Here is a 19,962-nt window from a genome sequence, read left to right as displayed (position 1 = left end):
CGATCCCCGAAGCCCCCTGACTCACACCGCCCTTCGCCGTCATAATCGGCGTGGGGCGGTGTGCGCGTGTCCGCGCGCCCACGCACCCCCTTCTCACGCACGCCTCGCACACCTCGCACGACCCGCACGACCCGCACGCCCCCGAGCCGTCCCTTCCGACAGGATCCGGAGCCCGTGGCATGGCCTTCTGCCTGCTCCTGCTGAGTGTTGTCGCCGTGACGGCCGCCGTGCCCGTCCCCCGGGCGCTGACCCGGGCGGCCTGGCCGGAACGGGAGCCGGTGGTCGGGCTGTGGGTGTGGCAGTGCCTGGTCGCCACCGTGCTGCTGTGCTGTCTGACGGCTCTCGCGCTGGGCGCCGCGGCCGTCTTCGGCACCGTCCGCGCCCAGCTCTTCGCTCCGGCCCCGCCGGCCGTGTCCGAGGCCTACGACCTGTCGGCCGCCTCGCCCTGGACTGCCGTCCTCACCGTGCTGCTCGCCTGCGGGGCGGCCTGGACGACGGCCGTGCTGGGACGCGAACTGGTCGAGGCCCGCCGCCGCCGTGCCCGGTCCCGGGCGCTCCTGCGGGAGCGGGCGCCCGATCTGCCCGCCGGCCTCCCCGTCTCCCGCGGTCCCCTGCTGGTACTGGAGGACGAGTACCCCGACGCCTGGTGGATGCCCGGCAGTCCGCCCCAGCTGATCGTCACCACCGGCGCTTTGCAACGCCTCACCGACCACCAGCTCGACGCCGTCCTCACCCACGAGCGCGGTCACGCCCGCGCCCGCCACGACTGGCTGCTGCACCTCTCCACGGCGTTGGCCACCGGCTTTCCGCGGATCCCGCTGTTCGCCCACTTCTGCGACCAGACCCACCGTCTGGTCGAGCTGTCCGCCGACGACACGGCCTCCCGGCGCTGCGGCCATCTGACCACCGCCCTGGCGCTCATCGAGCTCAACCAGCACCGGGGTGTGCTCTCCTGCGCCTCCAGCCACCGCCTGCTGGGGGAGCGCGTCGACCGCCTCCTGGAACCTCCGCCCCGCCTCGGCCGCCGCGACCGCGTCCTGACCACGACGGCGGCGAGTCTGGTCCCCCTCGTACCGCTGCTCATCACCTTCGCCCCGGGCCTGCTGAGCACTCTGCCCTAGGAGACCTGTCGTCAGGCGTCCACCGCCGTCACCGCGCGGTGGTCAGCACTGGTAGACCACTTCGGTGCGGTCGAACCTGCCGAGGGCCAGGTCGACGCCCGGAACCATCCAGTACAGCACCCCGTCACCCTCGTGGAAGAGACCGTTCTGGCCGGCTTCCGCCAGGGGCTTCCAGGCCGCTTCCTGCTCCTCCCTGGTGACGAAGCCGGACTCGTACGCGTCCGGATACGGGCCGATCGCGCCCACCTCCTTCCGCTCCTCGAGCCGGTCGACGACCGCGGTCTCCACACTTTCCTGCTGGGGGTGCGCCACTCCGCACAGCTTCACGTAGTACGAGTCGGCGAGATCCAGGGGTGCCAGATGCCCGGCGAGGGACCGGAACTCCTCGACCGCCGCGTCGAGGGCCACGGCCTCCTCGTACATCTCCCGCTCCTCGGCGTCCATGTCCGCCGGGTCCCTGAAGAAGTTGTCCAGGTGCATGTCCTCGGGCAGGTCCCAGACGGTCTCGGCCTGGAGCGGCCTGCGATCGAGGACGAAGAACTCGCCCCCGGAGGAGGAGTCCCAGGCGACTGTCTCCGTCCCCGGCGGTATGTACAGCGTGTAGGGGAGGGTGGTCGATCCGTCGTAATCGTCCAGCGTGGCGAACCTGTCCATGTACTCCTCCGCGAACAACAGCAGCCGGCCCTCCCCCGGCAGCCCGGTGTCCAGGGAGTGCTCGGGCAGAGCCGCCAGGTCGACGGCGGCGACGAGGACCTGCTCGCCGTCCCACGGCATGCCGGCCGGCAGCTCCGGGTACCCGCCCAGCCACCCCGCCGATCCGTCCCCGACACTCAGCGCGTAGGCGGGCCGCAGATGCTTGAGTATCAGTGTGAGAGAAGCGTCGGACACGCCCAACTCGCGGGCCGCTGCACGGAATTCGTCAGGATTTCTCATGTCCCGCACTCTGGCACAGGGCACTGACACCGCATCACCTCACGGCGCACCCCACGCCGGGGCCCACGGCTCTCACTCCCATCCGTCCGGCTCCGGCTCCTCCTGGGGCCAGTCGCCGGGGCCCTCCGCGTCGGGGCCGCCCGCCGGTCCGGAGCCCGCACCCGCGTCCCCCGGCCCGGTGAGAGCCGCCAGCACCGCGACCACGCCCTCCCCGTACGTGGCCAGCTTCTTCTCCCCCACGCCGCTGATCCCGCCCAGCTCGGCCACCGAGGCGGGCCACACCGTGGCGATCTCCCGCAGCGTGGCGTCGTGGAAGATGACGTACGCCGGGACGCCCTGCTCCCGCGCCTGCTCCGCGCGCCAGGCCCGCAGCGCCTCGAACGCGGGCAGCAGCTCCTGCGGCAGCTCGGCCGCGGCCGTCTTCGCCTTGCCGCCTCCGCGTCCCCCGGAGGTCTTCGCCGGCTTCTTCGGCTCCTTGCGCAGCGGCACCTCCCGCTCCCGCCGCAGCACCGCCCCGCTCTCCTCGGTCAGCACCAGCGTGCCGTACTCCCCCTCGACCGCGAGCAGTCCCTGGGCGAGCAACTGCCGGACCACACCCCGCCACTCGGCCTCGCTGAGCTCCTCACCGATGCCGAACACCGACAGCTGGTCGTGGTCGAACTGGATGACCTTGGCCGTGCGCCGCCCCAGCAGGATGTCCACGATCTGCACCGCGCCGAACTTCTGGCCGCGCTCGCGCTGCAGCCGCACCACCGTCGACAGCACCTTCTGCGCCGCGACCGTCCCGTCCCAGGTCTCCGGTGGAACGAGGCAGGTGTCGCAGTTGCCGCAGCCCGCCGGGGCGGGCTCCTGACCGAAGTAGGCGAGGAGCTGCCCGCGCCGGCACCGCACGGTCTCGCACAGCCCCAGCATCGAGTCCAGATGCTGGTTCGCCCGCCGCCGGAACGCCTCGTCGCCCTCCCCGGACTGGATCAGCTTCCGCTGTTGTATGACGTCGTTCAGCCCGTACGCCATCCAGGCCGTGGACGGCAGTCCGTCACGCCCTGCGCGCCCGGTCTCCTGGTAGTAGCCCTCGACCGACTTGGGAAGGTCGAGGTGGGCGACGAATCTGACGTCCGGTTTGTCGATTCCCATACCGAAGGCGATGGTCGCCACCACGACCAGCCCTTCCTCCCGCAGGAACCGCGCCTGGTGCGCGGCGCGTGTCCCCGCGTCGAGCCCGGCGTGGTACGGCACCGCCTCGATGCCGTTGCGGGAGAGGAACTCCGCCGTCTTGTCCACGGAGTTGCGCGAGAGGCAGTAGACGATGCCCGCGTCGCCCGCGTGCTCCTCGCTCAGGAAGCTCAGCAGCTGCTTGCGGGGGTCGGCCTTGGGCACGATCCGGTACTGAATGTTGGGCCGGTCGAAGCTGGCCACGAAATGCCGGGCCTCCGGCATCCTGAGCCGGTCGGTGATCTCCCGGTGCGTGGCGTCCGTGGCGGTCGCCGTGAGCGCGAGCCGGGGCACCTCCGGCCACCGCTCGCCCAGCAGGGAGAGGCTGAGGTAGTCCGGCCGGAAGTCGTGCCCCCACTGGGACACGCAGTGCGCCTCGTCGATGGCGAAGACGGAGATCTTGCCGCGCGAGAGCAGATCGAGGCTGCTCTCCGTCCGCAGCCGCTCCGGAGCGAGGTACAACAGGTCCAGTTCACCGGCGAGGAACTCCGCCTCGACGGTCCGCCGCTCGTCGAAGTCCTGCGTGGAGTTCATGAACCCCGCGCGCACACCCAGTGCCCGCAGCGCGTCCACCTGGTCCTGCATCAGCGCGATCAGCGGGGAGACCACGACCCCCGTACCCGGTCTGACCAGGGCCGGAATCTGATAGCACAGCGATTTTCCGCCGCCGGTCGGCATGAGCACCACGGCGTCGCCGCCCGCGATCACATGCTCGACCACCGATTCCTGCTCACCTCGGAAGGTCTCGTACCCGAAGACCCGGTGCAGCACCGCCAGTGCCTCACCATCCGTCACTGCCATCCCGGCGGCACCGCCCGTCCCTGCATCGTCCTGTCCCCCGTGCGTCGTCCCTCGACCACTGCGTCCACGATAGGCGCCCGCACCGACAGCCCCGGAGTTGTCCACAGGTCCATCGGGAGGCGGGGCGTGTCCCGGCGCCCGCCCACGGCAGCGGCCCGGCACCCCGTCCGCGGGGTGCCGGGCCGCTGCCTCGTCCTCCGGGCGCGGGTCAGCGCACGAACACTCCCGCGTCTCCGGCCAGCTCCAGGAAGTACTGCGGTGCCACGCCGAGCACCACCGTCACCGCCACGCCGACCCCGATCGCCGTGATCGTCAGCGGTGACGGCACCGCGACGGTCGGGCCCCCGGGGCGCGGCTCGCTGAAGAACATCAGGACGATGACCCGGATGTAGAAGAACGCCGCGATGGCCGACGCGATCACACCGACCACGACCAGCGGGACGGCTCCCCCCTCCGCCGCCGCCTTGAACACGGCGAACTTCCCGGTGAACCCGGAGGTCAGCGGAATGCCGGCGAAGGCCAGCAGGAACACCGCGAACACCCCCGCCACCAGCGGGGAGCGACGGCCGAGCCCCGCCCACTTGGACAGGTGCGTGGCCTCACCGCCGGCGTCGCGGACCAGCGTGACCACCGCGAACGCGCCGACCGTCACGAACGAGTACGCCGCCAGGTAGAACAGCACGGACGAGATGCCCGACGGCGTGGCCGCGATGACACCCGCGAGGATGAAGCCCCCGTGCGAGATCGCCGAGTACGCCAGCAGCCGCTTGATGTCGGTCTGCGTGATCGCGACGACCGCGCCGACCACCATGGTGACGATGGCGACACCCCACATGACCGGCCGCCAGTCCCAGCGCAGACCCGGCAGCACGACGTACAGGATCCGCAGCAGGGCGCCGAACGCCGCCACCTTGGTCGCCGCCGCCATGAACCCGGTCACCGGTGTCGGGGCGCCCTGGTACACATCGGGCGTCCACATGTGGAAGGGCACGGCACCGACCTTGAACAGCAGGCCCATGACCACCAGCGCGGCACCGATCAGCAGCAGCGCGTCGTTGCCCATGGTGCCGGCGAGCGCCGGGGTGACATCGGTGACGGTGCCCTCGACGACCTGGGCGATCGCCGCGTACGACATCGAGCCCGCGTAGCCGTACAGCAGGGCGATACCGAAGAGCATGAACGCCGAGGCGAACGCGCCGAGGAGGAAGTACTTGACCGCCGCCTCCTGTGACATCAGCCGCTTGCGGCGGGCCAGCGCGCACATCAGGTAGAGCGGGAGTGAGAGGACCTCCAGCGCCACGAACAGCGTCAGCAGGTCGTTGGCCGCCGGGAAGACCAGCATGCCGGCGACCGCGAAGAGCAGCAGCGGGAACACCTCGGTGGTGGCGAACCCGGCCTTGACGGCCTTCTTCTCGTTGTCACTGCCCGGTACCGCCGCGGCCTGCGCGGCGAAGGAGTCGACGCGGTTGCCGTGCGCCTCCGGATCGAGCCGGCGCTCGGCGAAGGTGAACAGGCCGACCAGGGCCGTCAGCAGAATGGTGCCCTGCAGGAACAGGGCCGGTCCGTCGACGGCGATGGCGCCCATCGCCGCGATACCGGCCTTGGTCGTGGCGTAGCCGTTCACGGCGAGCGCCACGACCGCGGCGAACGCGGCGGTCAGCGCGACCACGGAGATGAACATCTGTACGTAGTAGCGGGACTTCCGCGGTACGAACGCCTCGGCCACGATCCCGACGACCGCCGCACCGACGACGATCAGGGTGGGGGCGAGCTGTCCGTATTCGATCTTCGGCGCGTCGATCTTCGCGATCGGGTCGATCGCGGCCGCCGTTGTCCACAGGCTGTGGACGGCTGCTGTTGCGCTCACTTGGCCGCCTCCACCTCGGGCTGGGGGTCCTTCATATCCACGTCGGACATGGTGTGCTGCACCGCCGGGTTCACGATGTCCGTGACGGGCTTCGGATAGACGCCCAGGAAGACCAGCAGCACGACCAGCGGTGCCACCACCGCGATCTCCCGCACCCGCAGGTCGGGCATCGTGGCCACCTCGGGCTTCACCGGGCCGGTCATCGTCCGCTGGTAGAGGACGAGGACGTAGAGCGCGGCGAGGACGATGCCGAAGGTGGCGATGATCCCGATCACCGGGTAGCGGGTGAACGTGCCGGCCAGGACCAGGAACTCACTGACGAAGGGGGCGAGCCCCGGCAGGGAGAGGGTCGCGAGACCGCCGATCAGGAACGTGCCGGCGAGCACCGGGGCGACCTTCTGCACACCGCCGTAGTCGGCGATGAGCCGCGACCCGCGCCGCGAGATCAGGAACCCGGCGATCAGCATCAGCACGGCCGTCGAGATGCCGTGGTTGACCATGTACAGCGTCGCGCCGGACTGGCCCTGGCTGGTCATGGCGAAGATGCCCATGACGATGAAGCCGAAGTGCGAGATCGACGCGTACGCGATCAGCCGCTTGATGTCGCGCTGGCCGACCGCGAGCAGCGCACCGTAGATGATGCTGATGACCGCCAGGACGAGGACGACCGGCGTCGCCCACTTGCTGGCCTCCGGGAACAGCCCGAGGCAGAAGCGGAGCATCGCGAAGGTGCCCACCTTGTCGACGACCGCCGTGATCAGCACGGCCACCGGCGCGGTGGACTCCTGCATGGCGTTCGGCAGCCAGGTGTGCAGTGGCCACAGCGGCGCCTTCACGGCGAAGGCCAGGAAGAAGCCGAGGAACAGCCAGCGCTCGGTGCCGGTCCCCATCTCCAGCGTGCCGTTGGCCCGCGCCTCGGCGATCTCGGGGAGCGAGAAGTTTCCGGCGACCACGTACAGCCCGATCACCGCGGCCAGCATGATCAGACCGCCGGCGAGGTTGTAGAGCAGGAACTTCACCGCCGCGTACGAACGCTGGGTCGCCCCCTTCTCCTCACCGTGCTCGTGGGCACGGTCCCCGAAGCCGCCGATCAGGAAGTACAGCGGGATCAGCATGGCTTCGAAGAAGATGTAGAAGAGGAAGACGTCGGTGGCCTCGAAGGACATGATCACCATCGCCTCGACGGCGAGGATCAGGGCGAAGAAGCCCTGCGTGGGCCGCCACCTCTTGTTCCCCGTCTCCATCGGGTCGGCGTCGTGCCATCCCGCGAGGACGATGAACGGGATCAGCAGGGCGGTCAGCGCGATCAGCGCGACCGCGATGCCGTCCACACCCAGTTCGTACCGGACGCCGAAGTCCGCGATCCAGGCGTGGGACTCGGTGAGCTGGTAGCGGTCACCGCCGGGGTCGAACCGCACCAGGACGACGATCGCCAGTACGAGGGTGGCGATCGAGAACAGCAGCGCCAGCCACTTGGCCACCGTGCGCCTCGCGGCCGGTACGGCGGCCGTGGCGATCGCCCCGATGGCCGGGAGCGCCGCCGTCGCTGTCAGCAGAGGAAAGGACATCGGTATCAGACCGCCCTCATCAGCAGCGTCGCGGCGACGATGACCGCCGCGCCGCCGAACATGGAGACCGCGTAGGACCGCACGAAGCCGTTCTGCAGCCTGCGCATCCGCCCGGACAGGCCGCCCATGGAGGCCGCCGTGCCGTTGACGACCCCGTCGACCAGGGTGTGGTCGACGTACACGAGCGAGCGGGTGAGGTGCTCGCCGCCACGGACCAGCACCACATGGTTGAAGTCGTCCTGGAGCAGGTCGCGCCGGGCGGCCCGGGTGAGCAGCGACCCGCGCGGGGCGACCGCCGGCACCGGCCGGCGCCCGTACTGGGCCCAGGCGACCGCCACGCCGATGACCATCACCGCGACCGTGGCGATGGTCACCGTCAGGGCGCTGACCGGCGCGTGGCCGTGGTCGTGCCCGGTGATGGGCTCCAGCCAGTGCACGAAGCGGTCACCGATGCCGAAGATCCCGCCGGCGAAGACCGAACCGAAGGCGAGCACGATCATCGGGATCGTCATGCTCCTCGGCGACTCGTGCGGGTGCGGAGGCTCGTAGGCGCCGCGGGTCGCGGCGGCCGGCTCCACGTCCGGCTCCGCCGGGGACGGCGCCGGCGCGTTGCGCCAGCGCTCCTCCCCGAAGAACGTCATCAGCATCACGCGGGTCATGTAGTACGCGGTGATGGCCGCGCCCAGCAGGGCGCAGGCGCCGAAGATCCAGCCCTGGGTACCGCCCTTGGCGAACGCCGCCTCGATGATCATGTCCTTGGAGAAGAAGCCGGACAGGCCCGGGAAGCCGATGATCGCGAGATAGCCGAGGCCGAAGGTGACGAACGTGACCGGCATGTACTTCCGCAGGCCGCCGTAGCGGCGCATGTCGACCTCGTCGTTCATCCCGTGCATCACGGAACCGGCGCCGAGGAACAGCCCGGCTTTGAAGAAGCCGTGCGTGACCAGGTGCATGATCGCGAAGACGTAGCCGATGGGGCCGAGGCCGGCGGCGAGGACCATGTAGCCGATCTGCGACATGGTCGAGCCGGCGAGTGCCTTCTTGATGTCGTCCTTCGCACAACCGACGATCGCACCGAACAGCAGCGTGACCGCGCCGACGATGGCGACGACCAGCTGGGCGTCGGGAGCGCCGTTGAAGATGGCCCCCGAGCGGACGATCAGATAGACGCCCGCCGTCACCATGGTCGCGGCGTGGATCAGGGCCGAGACCGGGGTCGGGCCCTCCATCGCGTCCCCGAGCCAGGACTGCAGCGGCACCTGGGCAGACTTGCCGCAGGCGGCGAGCAGCAGCATCAGGGCGATGGCGGTGAGCTTGCCCTCGCCGGCCTCGCCCGCGAGGGCGGCCTCCCCCTGGCCGCCGAGCACCGGCCCGAAGGCGAAGGTGCCGAACCACAGGAACATCAGCATGATCGCGATCGACAGGCCCATGTCGCCGACGCGGTTGACCAGGAATGCCTTCTTCGCCGCCGTGGCGGCGCTGGGCTTGTGCTGCCAGAAGCCGATCAGCAGGTAGGAGGCGAGACCGACGCCCTCCCAGCCGACGTACAGCAGCAGGTAGTTGTCGGCGAGGACCAGGATCAGCATCGCCGCGAGGAACAGGTTCAGGTAGCCGAAGAAGCGGCGGCGCCGCTCGTCGTGCTCCATGTACCCGATGGAGTACAGGTGGATCAGTGAGCCGACGCCGGTGATCAGCAGGACGAACGTCATCGACAGCTGGTCGAGCCGGAAGGCGACGTCGGCCTGGAAACCCTCCACCGGGATCCAGCTGAACAGGTGCTGCGTGACGGTGCGTTCCCCGGCGCCCTTGCCCAGCAGGTCGGTGAACAGCACCAGGCCGAGCGCGAAGGAGACGGCCGCGAGCAGCGTGCCGATCCAGTGGCCGACGGCGTCCAGCCGGCGTCCGCCGCACAGCAGGACCACCGCTCCGAGCAGGGGCGCCGCCACCAGCAGCGCAATCAGGTTCTCCACGATTCAGCAGCCCCTCACAGCTTCATCAGGCTGGCGTCGTCGACCGAGGCCGAGTGGCGGGAACGGAACAGGGACACGATGATCGCCAGCCCGACCACGACCTCCGCGGCGGCCACGACCATCGTGAAGAAGGCGATGACCTGGCCGTCGAGGTTGCCGTGCATCCGGGAGAAGGCGACGAAGGCGAGGTTGCAGGCGTTGAGCATCAGCTCGACGCACATGAACACGACGATCGCGTTGCGCCGGATCAGTACACCGGTGGCGCCGATCGTGAACAGCAGCGCTGCCAGATAGAGGTAGTTGACGGGATTCACTTCGGCGCCTCCTCGGCCCGCTGAGACGCCGGCGGGTCGATCGCCGTGCGCTCCAGGCGCTCCTCCGCGCGCTGCTCCATCGCCCGCAGGTCGCTGATCGCCTCCTGCGAGACGTCACGGACCTGACCGCGGTCGCGCAGCGTCTTGCTGACGGTGAGATCCGACGTGGTGCCGTCGGGCAGCAGACCCGGGATGTCCACGGCGTTGTGCCGGGCGTAGACACCGGGCGCCGGGAGCGGCGGCAGGTGCCTGCCCTCGCGCACGCGCTCCCCGGCCAGCTCCCGCTGGGTCCTGGCCCGCTCGGTGCGCTCCCGGTGGGTGAGCACCATGGCGCCGACGGCGGCCGTGATGAGCAGGGCGCCGGTGATCTCGAAGGCGAAGACGTACCTGGTGAACATGAGGGCCGCGAGACCCTGCACGTTGCCGCCCGCGTTCGCCTCGCCGATGCCGTTGAACTCGCCGAGCGAGGCCTTCCCGATGCCGCCGACCAGCAGGACGCCGAAGCCGAGACCGCACAGCAGGGCCAGCCAGCGCTGGCCCTTGATGGTCTCCTTCAGCGAGTCCGCCGCGGTGACGCCGACCAGCATCACCACGAACAGGAACAACATCATGATCGCGCCGGTGTAGACGACGATCTGCACGACGCCCAGGAAGTAGGCGCCGTTGGCCAGGTAGAACACCGCCAGGATGATCATGGTGCCGGCGAGGCAGAGCGCGCTGTGCACGGCCCGCCGCAGGAAGACGGTGCACAGGGCGCCGATCACGGCGACCGTGCCGAGGATCCAGAACTGGAACGCCTCTCCGGTGGAGGTGGAGTAGGCGGCGAGCTGTCCGGTCATCGCTTGATCACCTCCTCCGACGCCGGTTCCTCCGCGCCGAAGGTCGAGGCGGCCTCCTGCACCACCTCGCCCTTGGAGTGGGCGGTCTGCTGCTCCGTACCGGGGGCGGCCTCGGTCACCAGGCCCCGGTAGTAGTCCTGTTCGTCGGTGCCCGGGTACAGGGCGTGCGGGGAGTCGACCATGCCCTCGTCCAGACCGGCGAGCAACTGCTCCTTGGTGTAGATGAGGTTGGCACGGCTGGAGTCCGCCAGTTCGAACTCGTTGGTCATCGTCAGCGCGCGGGTGGGGCACGCCTCGATGCACAGGCCGCACAGGATGCAGCGGGCGTAGTTGATCTGGTACACCCGCCCGTACCGCTCGCCGGGCGAGTAGCGCTCCTCCTCGGTGTTGTCCGCGCCCTCGACGTAGATCGCGTCGGCGGGACAGGCCCAGGCGCACAGCTCACAGCCGACGCACTTCTCCAGGCCGTCCGGATGGCGGTTGAGCTGGTGCCGTCCGTGGAAGCGCGGAGCGGTGGTCTTCTGCTGCTCCGGGTACTGCTCGGTCAACCGCTTCTTGAACATGGCCTTGAAGGTCACGCCGAAGCCGGCCACGGGATTCAGGAAACCGGGCTTGGTCTCCTTGGGCTCCTCAGCCATCGGACGCCTCCTTTCCATCCGTAGATCCGCCCAGAGATCCGTCACTCTGAGTATCGGGGCCACCACTGGCAATCAGCTCCCGCTCGCGGTGCGGGCGGCGCCGGGGCACCGGCGGCAGTTCCTGTCCTGGCAGCGGCGGTACGGGGAATCCGCCCGCCATGGGGTCGAAGGCGGGAGGTTCCTCCGGCTGCTCCGCTTCCTTCGCCCTCGACCGGAACATGTCGGCGACGAAGGAGAGCAGCAGCAGGGTGAGGACGGCGCCTGCGATGTAGAGCGCGATGTCGGCGAACTCGTAGTTCTCGTTGCGCAGCGCCCGCACGGTGGCGACCGCCATCAGCCACACCAGCGCGACCGGGATGAGCACCTTCCAGCCCAGCTTCATCAGCTGGTCGTAGCGCACCCGCGGCAGCGTGCCGCGCAGCCACACGAAGCAGAACAGCAGGCTCAGCAACTTGCCGGTGAACCACAGCATCGGCCACCAGCCGTGGTTCGCGCCCTCCCAGAAGGTGCTGACGGGCCACGGGGCCCGCCAGCCGCCCAGGAAGAACGTCACGGCGACGGCCGAGACGGTCACCATGTTGATGTACTCGGCGAGCATGAACATCGCGAACTTGATCGACGAGTACTCGGTGCTGAATCCGCCGACCAGGTCGCCCTCGGACTCCGGCATGTCGAAGGGGGCGCGGTTGACCTCACCCACCATCGTCACGATGTAGATCAGGAAGGAGACCGGCAGCAGCAGGACGAACCAGCGGTCGGCCTGCTGCTCGACGATCGTCGACGTCGACATCGACCCCGAGTAGAGGAACACGGAGGCGAACGCCGCGCCCATGGCGATCTCGTACGAGATCATCTGCGCGCAGGAGCGCAGGCCCCCCAGCAGCGGGTAGGTGGAGCCGGAGCTCCAGCCCGCCAGGACCATGCCGTAGATGCCGACCGAGGCGACCGCGAGGAGGTAGAGCGCCGCGATCGGCAGGTCGGTGAGCTGCATCGTGGTGCGCTGGCCGAAGATCGAGACCTCGTTGCCGGCCGGCCCGAAGGGGATCACCGCGAACGCCATGAAGGCGGGGACCGCCGCGACGACCGGCGCGAGGACGTACACCGCCTTGTCCGCGCGCTTGACGATGACGTCTTCCTTGAGCATCAGCTTCACGCCGTCGGCGAGCGACTGGAGCATGCCCCAGGGGCCGTGCCGGTTGGGGCCGACGCGCAGCTGCATCCAGGCGACGACCTTGCGCTCCATGACGATGGAGAGCAGCACGGTCACCATCAGGAAGGCGAAGCAGAACACCGCCTTGACGAGGATCAGCCACCAGGGATCGCGGCCGAACATCGAGAGGTCTTCAGCGGCGAGGAGGTTCGGGCTCATGCCTCCACCTCCTTGGGGGCCTCGCCGGCGAGCGTCGCCGGGCCGATGCGGACGAGGGATCCGGGCTGTGCCCCGGTGCCGGAGGCGACCCCGCCGCCGACGGAGTTCAGTGGCAGCCACACCACGCGGTCGGGCATCTCGGTGACCGCCAGCGGCAGTTCGACGGTTCCGGCGGTGCCGGTCACCGACAGCACGTCGCCGTCCTTGACACCGGCCTCGGCGGCGGTGGCCGCCGACACCCGCGCGCGGGCGGCGTGCCGGGTACCGGCCAGCGCCTCGTCGCCCAGCTGCAGCAGGCCGTGGTCGAGCAGCAGCCGGTGTCCGGCGAGCACGGCCTCCCCGGCGGCCGGCCGGGGCAGGGCGCTCGCGCTCTCCAGCGGGTCGGTGGCCCGGGAACCGTCCCAGGCGCCGAGCCGGTCGAGTTCCGCACGGATCGTACGCAGGTCCGGCAGGCCCAGGTGGATGTCCATGGCGTCGGCCAGCATCTGCAGGACGCGCGCGTCGGTGGGCGCGACCCGCCGGGTCATCTGTTCGGGCTTGAGCGCCGAATCGAAGAGGCGGACCCTGCCTTCCCAGTTGAGGAACGTGCCCGCCTTCTCGGCGACCGCGGCGACCGGCAGGACGACATCGGCGAGTTCGGTGACCTCGCTGGGCCGCAGCTCCAGCGAGACCACGAACCCGGCCTCGGCGAGTGCGGCACGCGCGCGTGCCGGGTCGGGCAGGTCGGCGACCTCCACCCCCGCCACCAGCAGTGCCTGGAGCTCACCGCGTGCCGCCGCCTCCACGATCTCGCCGGTGTCACGGCCGTAGCGGTGCGGCAGTTCGGCGACGCCCCAGGCGGTGGCGATCTCCGCGCGGGCACGCGGGTCGGTCGCCGGGCGGCCGCCCGGCAGCAGCGACGGCAGCGCGCCCGCCTCCACCGCTCCGCGCTCACCGGCCCGGCGCGGGATCCATACCAGCCGGGCACCGGTGGCGGCGGCGAACCGGACCGCGGCGGTCAGCCCGCCCCGGACGGCGGCCAGCCGCTCGCCGACGGCGATCACCGCGCCCTCGGCCCGCAGCGCCTCCGCGGCCCTGGCCCCGTCGCCCTCCAGGCCGTCCCCGCCCGACAGCGCGTCCAGCCATTCGGTCTCGGTGCCCGGAGCCGCCGGCAGCAGGGTGCCGCCCGCCTTCTCCAGTCCGCGCGTCGCGTGCGTGGCCAGGGCGAAGGTCTTCTGCCCGTGTCCCCGCCAGGCCTTGCGCAGCCTCAGGAAGACACCGGGCGCCTCCTCCTCGGACTCGAACCCGACCAGGAGCACGGCGGGCGCCTTCTCCAGCGAGGTGTACGTGACGCCCGTACGGTCGAGGTCGTGGCCGCGGCCCGCCACCCGCGCGGCGAGGAAGTCGGCCTCCTCCGTGCTGTGCACGCGCGCGCGGAAGTCGATGTCGTTGGTGTCGAGCGCCACGCGCGTGAACTTGCTGTACGCGTAGGCGTCCTCGACGGTGAGCCGGCCGCCGGTCAGCACACCGGTGCGGCCCCGCGAGGCCAGCAGGCCCTGGGCCGCGATCTGCAGCGCGTCGGGCCAGGACGCCGGTTCCAGCTCACCTTCCGGGTTGCGCACCAGCGGGGTGTCGAGACGGTCCCGCAGCTGTGCGTAGCGGAAGCCGAAGCGTCCCTTGTCGCAGATCCACTCCTCGTTGACCTCGGGGTCGTTGCCGGCCAGCCGCCGCATGACCTTGCCGCGCCGGTGGTCGGTGCGGGTGGCGCAGCCGCCGGAGCAGTGTTCGCACACCGACGGCGAGGAGATCAGGTCGAAGGGGCGGGCGCGGAACCGGTAGGCCGCCGAGGTGAGCGCGCCGACCGGGCAGATCTGGATGGTGTTGCCGGAGAAGTACGACTCGAAGGGGTCGCCCTCACCGGTGCCGACCTGCTGGAGCGCGCCCCGCTCGAGCAGCTCGATCATCGGGTCGCCCGCGATCTGGTTGGAGAACCGGGTACAGCGGGCGCACAGCACGCACCGCTCGCGGTCGAGCAGCACCTGGGTGGAGACCGGGACGGGCTTCTCGTAGGTGCGCTTCTTGCCGTCGAAGCGGGAGTCGGCGTGGCCGTGCGACATCGACTGGTTCTGCAGCGGGCACTCGCCGCCCTTGTCGCAGACCGGGCAGTCCAGCGGGTGGTTGATGAGCAGGAACTCCAGCATCCCCTGCTGCGCCTTCTCGGCGACGGGCGAGGTGAGCTGGGTCTTCACCACCATTCCGTCGGTGCAGGTGATGGTGCAGGAGGCCATGGGCTTGCGCTGGCCCTCGACCTCGACGATGCACTGGCGGCAGGCACCGGCCGGGGAGAGGAGCGGGTGGTCGCAGAACCGGGGGATCTCGATGCCGAGCTGCTCGGCGGCCCGGATGACCAGGGTGCCCTTGGGCACACTGAGTTCGGCGCCGTCGATGGTCAGCGTGACGAGGTCCTCGGGCGGAACCGCCGCCTCTCCCCCGCCGGAGGGAGCGTTGGTGGTCACAGTCATGCGTGCACCTCCGTACGGTCGGCCCAGGCCGTGGACTTGGCCGGGTCGAACGGGCAGCCACGGCCCGTGATGTGCTGCTCGTACTCCTCGCGGAAGTGCTTCAGCGAGGAGAAGATCGGCGAGGCCGCGCCGTCACCGAGGGCGCAGAAGGCCTTGCCGTTGATGTTGTCGGCGATGTCGTTCAGCTTGTCGAGGTCGGACATCTGCCCCTTGCCGGCCTCGATGTCCCGCATCAGCTGGACCAGCCAGTACGTGCCCTCCCGGCAGGGGGTGCACTTGCCGCAGGACTCGTGGGCGTAGAACTCGGTCCAGCGGGTCACGGCGCGCACGACACAGGTGGTCTCGTCGAAGCATTGCAGGGCCTTCGTGCCGAGCATGGAACCCGCGGCGCCCACTCCCTCGTAGTCGAGCGGGACGTCGAGATGCTCGTCGGTGAGCAGCGGCGTCGAGGAGCCGCCCGGCGTCCAGAACTTCAGCCGGTGGCCCGCGCGCATGCCACCGCTCATCTCGAGCAGCTGGCGCAGGGTGATACCGAGGGGCGCCTCGTACTGTCCGGGGTTCGTGACGTGCCCGCTCAGGGAGTAGAGGGTGAAGCCGGGCGACTTCTCGCTCCCCATCGAGCGGAACCACTCCTTGCCCCGGTTCATGATGGCGGGAACCGACGCGATCGACTCGACGTTGTTCACCACGGTCGGGCACGCGTAGAGGCCCGCGACGGCGGGGAAGGGGGGACGCAGCCGCGGCTGGCCCCGGCGGCCTTCGAGCGAGTCGAGCAGCGCGGTCTCCTCACCGCAGATGTACGCGCCCGCGCCCGCGTGCACGGTGAGCGTGAGGTCGAGTCCGCTGCCCAGGATGTTCTCGCCGAGCAGGCCGGCCGCGTAGGCCTCGCGCACGGCCTCGTGCAGCCGCCGCAGCACGGGGACGACCTCACCGCGCAGATAGATGAAGGCGTGGGACGACCTGATCGCGTAGCAGGCGATGACGATGCCTTCGATGAGGCTGTGCGGGTTGGCGAAGAGGAGCGGGATGTCCTTGCACGTCCCGGGCTCCGACTCGTCGGCGTTGACCACGAGGTAGTGCGGCTTGCCGTCCCCCTGGGGAATGAACTGCCACTTCATCCCGGTGGGGAAGCCGGCACCGCCGCGTCCGCGCAGACCGGACTCCTTGACGTACGCGATGACGTCGTCCGGTGACATGGCGAGCGCCTTGCGCAGCCCCTCGTAGCCCTCGTGCCTCCGGTAGACGTCCAGCGACCAGGACCTGTCCTGGTCCCAGAAGGCGGACAGCACGGGTGCGAGCAGCTTCTCCGGGCTCATGTCCTTGAGTTCGGGTGCCAAGGTCATCACTCCCCCTCCTCGGCGACCGGTCCCGACGGGTGGGACGGGTCGGAGGCCGATGTGTCCTGCGGCGCGTCGTGCGAGCTCAGGTGCTCGGCCGGCGACGGCTCGTGCGGCGGTGTGTCCCGGGGGGCCTCGCCGCGCGGGTGCACCACACGCGGGGGTGCGGTCTCGCCCTTGGCCAGCTTCAGGCCGATCAGGGAGGGCGGGCCCGCGCTGCCGGTGGCTTCGACGGCGCCCTCGCGCGCGTCGGGGAAACCGGCCAGGATGCGGGCGGTCTCCTTGAAGGTGCACAGGGGCGCCCCGCGGGTGGGCGCGACCGGGCGGCCGGCGCGCAGGTCGTCGACCATGCCCTTGGCGCTCTCGGGCGTCTGGTTGTCGAAGAACTCCCAGTTCACCATCACGACGGGCGCGAAGTCGCAGGCCGCGTTGCACTCGATGTGCTCCAGCGTGACCGAGCCGTCCTCGGTGGTCCCGCCGTTGCCCACGCCCAGGTGCTCCTGGAGCTCCTCGAAGATCGCGTCACCGCCCATGACGGCGCACAGGGTGTTGGTGCACACCCCGACCTGGTAGTCACCGCTCGGCCGGCGCCGGTACATGGTGTAGAAGGTGGCGACCGCGGTCACCTCGGCCGTGGTCAGCCCCAGCATGTCCGCGCAGAACTGCATCCCGGTGCGCGTGACGTGTCCCTCCTCCGACTGCACGAGGTGCAGCAGCGGCAGGAGGGCGGAGCGGGAGTCCGGGTAGCGGGCGATGACCTCGCGCGCGTCGGTCTCCAGCCGGGCCCGGACGTCGTCCGGGTAGGCGGGCGCGGGCAGTTGGGGCATGCCCAGGCTGACGCCCCGATCGGACCGCTCGGAAGATGAGGTGGTCACCGGTCGACGCCTCCCATCACGGGGTCGATGGACGCGACGGCGACGATGACGTCGGCGAGCTGGCCGCCCTCGCACATCGCCGCCATGGCCTGCAGGTTGGTGAAGGACGGGTCGCGGAAGTGGACCCGGTAGGGGCGGGTGCCGCCGTCGGAGACGACATGCACCCCGAGCTCGCCCTTGGGTGACTCGACCGCCGTGTACACCTGGCCCGGCGGGACGCGGAAGCCCTCGGTGACCAGCTTGAAGTGGTGGATCAGGGCCTCCATGGAGGTGCCCATGATCTTCTTGATGTGATCGAGGGAGTTGCCCAGTCCGTCCGGTCCCAGGGCGAGCTGGGCGGGCCAGGCGATCTTCTTGTCGGCGACCATGACCGGTCCGGGCTGGAGCCGGTCCAGGCACTGCTCGACGATGCGCAGCGACTGGCGCATCTCCTCCAGCCGGATCAGGAAGCGTCCGTAGGAGTCACAGGTGTCCGCGGTCGGGATGTCGAAGTCGTAGGTCTCGTATCCGCAGTACGGCTGGGCCTTGCGCAGGTCGTGCGGGAGGCCGGCGGAGCGCAGGACCGGGCCGGTGGCGCCCAGCGCCATGCAGCCGGCCAGGTCCAGATAGCCGATGTCCTGCATGCGGGCCTTGAAGATGGGGTTCCCGGTGGCGAGCTTGTCGTACTCGGGGAGGTTCTTCCGCATCTTCTTCACGAACTCGCGGATCTGGTCCACCGCACCGGGCGGCAGGTCCTGGGCGAGTCCTCCGGGGCGGACATAGGCGTGGTTCATCCGCAGGCCCGTGATGAGCTCGAAGATGTCGAGGATCATTTCACGGTCGCGGAACCCGTAGATCATGATGGTGGTGGCGCCGAGCTCCATGCCGCCGGTGGCGATGCACACCAGGTGGGAGGAGAGCCGGTTCAGCTCCATCAGGAGCACCCTGACGATCGAGGCGCGGTCGGGTACCTGGTCCTCGATGCCGAGGAGCTCCTCGACCCCGAGGCAGTACGCCGTCTCGTTGAAGAACGGCGTCAGGTAGTCCATGCGCGTCACGAACGTGGTGCCCTGGGTCCAGTTCCGGTACTCGAGGTTCTTCTCGATGCCGGTGTGGAGGTAGCCGATGCCGCAGCGGGCCTCGGTGACCGTCTCGCCGTCGATCTCCAGGATCAGCCGGAGCACCCCGTGGGTGGACGGGTGCTGCGGACCCATGTTGACGACGATGCGCTCGTCGTCGGTCCGGGCCGCGCTCTCGACGACCTCGTCCCAGTCACCGCCGGTGACGGTGTAGACGGTGCCCTCGGTGGTTTCGCGAGGGGAGGCGTGCGGGGTATTCACGAGTACGACCTCCGCTGGTCCGGAGCCGGGATCTGGGCGCCCTTGTATTCGACGGGGATGCCGCCGAGGGAGTAGTCCTTGCGCTGGGGGAAGCCCTGCCAGTCGTCCGGCATCATGATCCGCGTCAGGGCCGGGTGACCGTCGAAGACGATGCCGAAGAAGTCGTACGTCTCGCGCTCGTGCCAGTCGTTCGTCGGATAGACCGGAACCAGCGACGGAATGTGCGGGTCGCTGTCGGGCGCGCTGACCTCGAGGCGGATCAGCCGGTTGTGGGTGATCGAGCGCAGGTGGTAGACGGCGTGCAGCTCGCGGCCCTTGTCGTTCGGGTAGTGCACGCCGCTGACGCCGGTGCACAGTTCGAAGCGCAGGGCGGGGTCGTCGCGCAGGGTCCTCGCCACCCGGACCAGGTGCTCGCGTTCGATGTGGAAGGTGAGTTCGCCGCGGTCCACGACCGTCTTCCCGATGGCGTTGCCGGGGAGCAGGTCCTGCTCCTCCAGCGCGCCCTCGAGTTCGTCGGCGACCTCGTCGAACCAGCCGCCGTAGGGGCGGGCCGCCGGTCCCGGGAGGCGGACCGAGCGGACCAGTCCGCCGTATCCGGAGGTGTCGCCGCCGTTGTTGGCGCCGAACATGCCGCGCTGGACGCGGATCTCCTCACCGCCCTGGCCGCGCTGGCCCGGGAGGTTCTCCGCGGAGAGGTCCTTCTCGGGGTTCGCGCCGTCACCCGCGGTGTTGTTCGCGTCGCTCATCGCAGCAGCCCCTTCATCTCGATCGTGGGCAGGGCCTTGAGCGCCGCCTCCTCCGCCTCGCGGGCCGCCTCCTCGGCGTTCACGCCGAGCTTGGAGTTCTGGATCTTCTCGTGGAGCTTGAGAATCGCGTCCAGCAGCATCTCGGGACGGGGCGGACAGCCGGGGAGGTAGATGTCGACCGGGACGATGTGGTCGACGCCCTGGACGATCGCGTAGTTGTTGAACATGCCGCCCGAGGAGGCACAGACCCCCATGGAGATCACCCATTTGGGGTCCGGCATCTGGTCATAGACCTGCCGCAGCACCGGCGCCATCTTCTGGCTGACCCGCCCGGCGACGATCATGAGGTCCGCCTGCCGCGGTGAGCCGCGGAAGACCTCCATGCCGAAGCGCGCCAGGTCGTAGCGGCCGGCGCCGGTGGTCATCATCTCGATGGCACAGCAGGCGAGGCCGAACGTGGCGGGAAAGACGGACGACTTGCGCACCCAGCCCGCGGCCTGCTCGACGGTGGTCAGCAGGAATCCGCTCGGCAGCTTTTCTTCGAGTCCCATG

16 protein-coding genes are annotated in these 19,962 nt (G+C 70.0%); 1 reads left to right on the top strand and 15 read right to left on the bottom strand.

The features are described 5' to 3' along the window. Window positions 1-179 precede the first annotated feature (179 nt). Complete coding sequence (locus HTV45_RS02950) at window positions 180-1,121, top strand: M56 family metallopeptidase (RefSeq protein ID WP_215203992.1); 942 nt, start codon at window positions 180-182, stop codon at window positions 1,119-1,121. A 42-nt stretch (window positions 1,122-1,163) separates the two neighbouring features. Here HTV45_RS02950 and HTV45_RS02945 read toward each other — a convergent pair whose 3' ends face one another. The 15 genes from HTV45_RS02945 to HTV45_RS02875 all read right to left on the bottom strand — a co-directional run bounded on the left by HTV45_RS02945 (window position 1,164) and on the right by HTV45_RS02875 (window position 19,961). After that, a complete protein-coding gene (locus HTV45_RS02945; protein ID WP_215203991.1) occupies window positions 1,164-2,054 on the bottom strand; it encodes a DUF1963 domain-containing protein in 891 nt (296 codons plus the stop codon). Window positions 2,055-2,126: 72 nt separating this feature from the next. Then, window positions 2,127-4,067, bottom strand: coding sequence for a DNA helicase RecQ (recQ, locus tag HTV45_RS02940; protein WP_215203990.1), 1,941 nt, complete (start codon window positions 4,065-4,067; stop codon window positions 2,127-2,129). A gap of 208 nt (window positions 4,068-4,275) precedes the next feature. After that, window positions 4,276-5,934: an NADH-quinone oxidoreductase subunit NuoN gene (gene nuoN, locus HTV45_RS02935; protein ID WP_215203989.1), complete on the bottom strand. Its 1,659-nt coding sequence runs from the start codon at window positions 5,932-5,934 to the stop codon at window positions 4,276-4,278. Then, a complete protein-coding gene (locus HTV45_RS02930; protein WP_215203988.1) occupies window positions 5,931-7,502 on the bottom strand; it encodes an NADH-quinone oxidoreductase subunit M in 1,572 nt (523 codons plus the stop codon). Before HTV45_RS02930 ends, nuoN begins: the two co-directional genes overlap by 4 nt. 5 nt (window positions 7,503-7,507) lie before the next feature. After that, a complete protein-coding gene (gene nuoL / locus HTV45_RS02925; RefSeq protein WP_215203987.1) occupies window positions 7,508-9,472 on the bottom strand; it encodes an NADH-quinone oxidoreductase subunit L in 1,965 nt (654 codons plus the stop codon). Between the two features lie 14 nt (window positions 9,473-9,486). Then, window positions 9,487-9,786, bottom strand: coding sequence for an NADH-quinone oxidoreductase subunit NuoK (gene nuoK / locus HTV45_RS02920; RefSeq protein ID WP_037929353.1), 300 nt, complete (start codon window positions 9,784-9,786; stop codon window positions 9,487-9,489). Further along, entirely contained in the window at window positions 9,783-10,625 is an 843-nt protein-coding gene (locus tag HTV45_RS02915; RefSeq protein WP_215203986.1) for an NADH-quinone oxidoreductase subunit J, read from the bottom strand. The genes nuoK and HTV45_RS02915 overlap by 4 nt, the downstream gene beginning before the upstream one ends. Continuing rightward, complete coding sequence (nuoI, locus tag HTV45_RS02910) at window positions 10,622-11,263, bottom strand: NADH-quinone oxidoreductase subunit NuoI (RefSeq protein WP_215203985.1); 642 nt, start codon at window positions 11,261-11,263, stop codon at window positions 10,622-10,624. The genes HTV45_RS02915 and nuoI overlap by 4 nt, the downstream gene beginning before the upstream one ends. Further along, entirely contained in the window at window positions 11,256-12,632 is a 1,377-nt protein-coding gene (gene nuoH / locus HTV45_RS02905; protein ID WP_215203984.1) for an NADH-quinone oxidoreductase subunit NuoH, read from the bottom strand. Before nuoH ends, nuoI begins: the two co-directional genes overlap by 8 nt. Next, window positions 12,629-15,133, bottom strand: a complete 2,505-nt coding sequence (locus HTV45_RS02900; RefSeq protein WP_215203983.1) for an NADH-quinone oxidoreductase subunit G — start codon at window positions 15,131-15,133, stop codon at window positions 12,629-12,631. The genes nuoH and HTV45_RS02900 overlap by 4 nt, the downstream gene beginning before the upstream one ends. Next, on the bottom strand, window positions 15,130-16,479 hold the full coding sequence (gene nuoF, locus HTV45_RS02895) for an NADH-quinone oxidoreductase subunit NuoF (RefSeq protein WP_215203982.1): 1,350 nt from the start codon (window positions 16,477-16,479) through the stop codon (window positions 15,130-15,132). Before nuoF ends, HTV45_RS02900 begins: the two co-directional genes overlap by 4 nt. Then, on the bottom strand, window positions 16,476-17,345 hold the full coding sequence (nuoE, locus tag HTV45_RS02890) for an NADH-quinone oxidoreductase subunit NuoE (RefSeq protein ID WP_215203981.1): 870 nt from the start codon (window positions 17,343-17,345) through the stop codon (window positions 16,476-16,478). Before nuoE ends, nuoF begins: the two co-directional genes overlap by 4 nt. Next, window positions 17,342-18,664, bottom strand: coding sequence for an NADH-quinone oxidoreductase subunit D (locus HTV45_RS02885; protein ID WP_215203980.1), 1,323 nt, complete (start codon window positions 18,662-18,664; stop codon window positions 17,342-17,344). The genes nuoE and HTV45_RS02885 overlap by 4 nt, the downstream gene beginning before the upstream one ends. Continuing rightward, entirely contained in the window at window positions 18,661-19,410 is a 750-nt protein-coding gene (locus HTV45_RS02880) for an NADH-quinone oxidoreductase subunit C (protein WP_215203979.1), read from the bottom strand. The genes HTV45_RS02885 and HTV45_RS02880 overlap by 4 nt, the downstream gene beginning before the upstream one ends. Next, window positions 19,407-19,961: an NADH-quinone oxidoreductase subunit B family protein gene (locus HTV45_RS02875; protein ID WP_215203978.1), complete on the bottom strand. Its 555-nt coding sequence runs from the start codon at window positions 19,959-19,961 to the stop codon at window positions 19,407-19,409. The genes HTV45_RS02880 and HTV45_RS02875 overlap by 4 nt, the downstream gene beginning before the upstream one ends. Window position 19,962: the final 1 nt, after the last annotated feature.

This window comes from Streptomyces sp. CHD11 (genome assembly GCF_018638295.1).
Taxonomy (GTDB): Bacteria; Actinomycetota; Actinomycetes; order Streptomycetales; family Streptomycetaceae; genus Streptomyces.
Note: the sequence above shows the minus strand (reverse complement) of the source record. Positions and strands in the feature narration are given on the sequence as shown.

Excerpts from the sequence above, each read along its gene's own strand:
- HTV45_RS02930 (WP_215203988.1), bottom strand. The coding sequence starts at position 7,502 with ATGTCCTTTCCTCTGCTGACAGCGACGGCGGCGCTCCCGGCCATCGGG.
- HTV45_RS02950 (WP_215203992.1), top strand. The coding sequence starts at position 180 with ATGGCCTTCTGCCTGCTCCTGCTGAGTGTTGTCGCCGTGACGGCCGCC.
- nuoI (WP_215203985.1), bottom strand. The coding sequence starts at position 11,263 with ATGGCTGAGGAGCCCAAGGAGACCAAGCCCGGTTTCCTGAATCCCGTG.
- recQ (WP_215203990.1), bottom strand. The coding sequence starts at position 4,067 with ATGGCAGTGACGGATGGTGAGGCACTGGCGGTGCTGCACCGGGTCTTC.
- HTV45_RS02915 (WP_215203986.1), bottom strand. The coding sequence starts at position 10,625 with ATGACCGGACAGCTCGCCGCCTACTCCACCTCCACCGGAGAGGCGTTC.
- HTV45_RS02900 (WP_215203983.1), bottom strand. The coding sequence starts at position 15,133 with ATGACTGTGACCACCAACGCTCCCTCCGGCGGGGGAGAGGCGGCGGTT.
- HTV45_RS02880 (WP_215203979.1), bottom strand. The coding sequence starts at position 19,410 with ATGAGCGACGCGAACAACACCGCGGGTGACGGCGCGAACCCCGAGAAG.
- HTV45_RS02875 (WP_215203978.1), bottom strand. The coding sequence starts at position 19,961 with ATGGGACTCGAAGAAAAGCTGCCGAGCGGATTCCTGCTGACCACCGTC.
- HTV45_RS02945 (WP_215203991.1), bottom strand. The coding sequence starts at position 2,054 with ATGAGAAATCCTGACGAATTCCGTGCAGCGGCCCGCGAGTTGGGCGTG.
- nuoH (WP_215203984.1), bottom strand. The coding sequence starts at position 12,632 with ATGAGCCCGAACCTCCTCGCCGCTGAAGACCTCTCGATGTTCGGCCGC.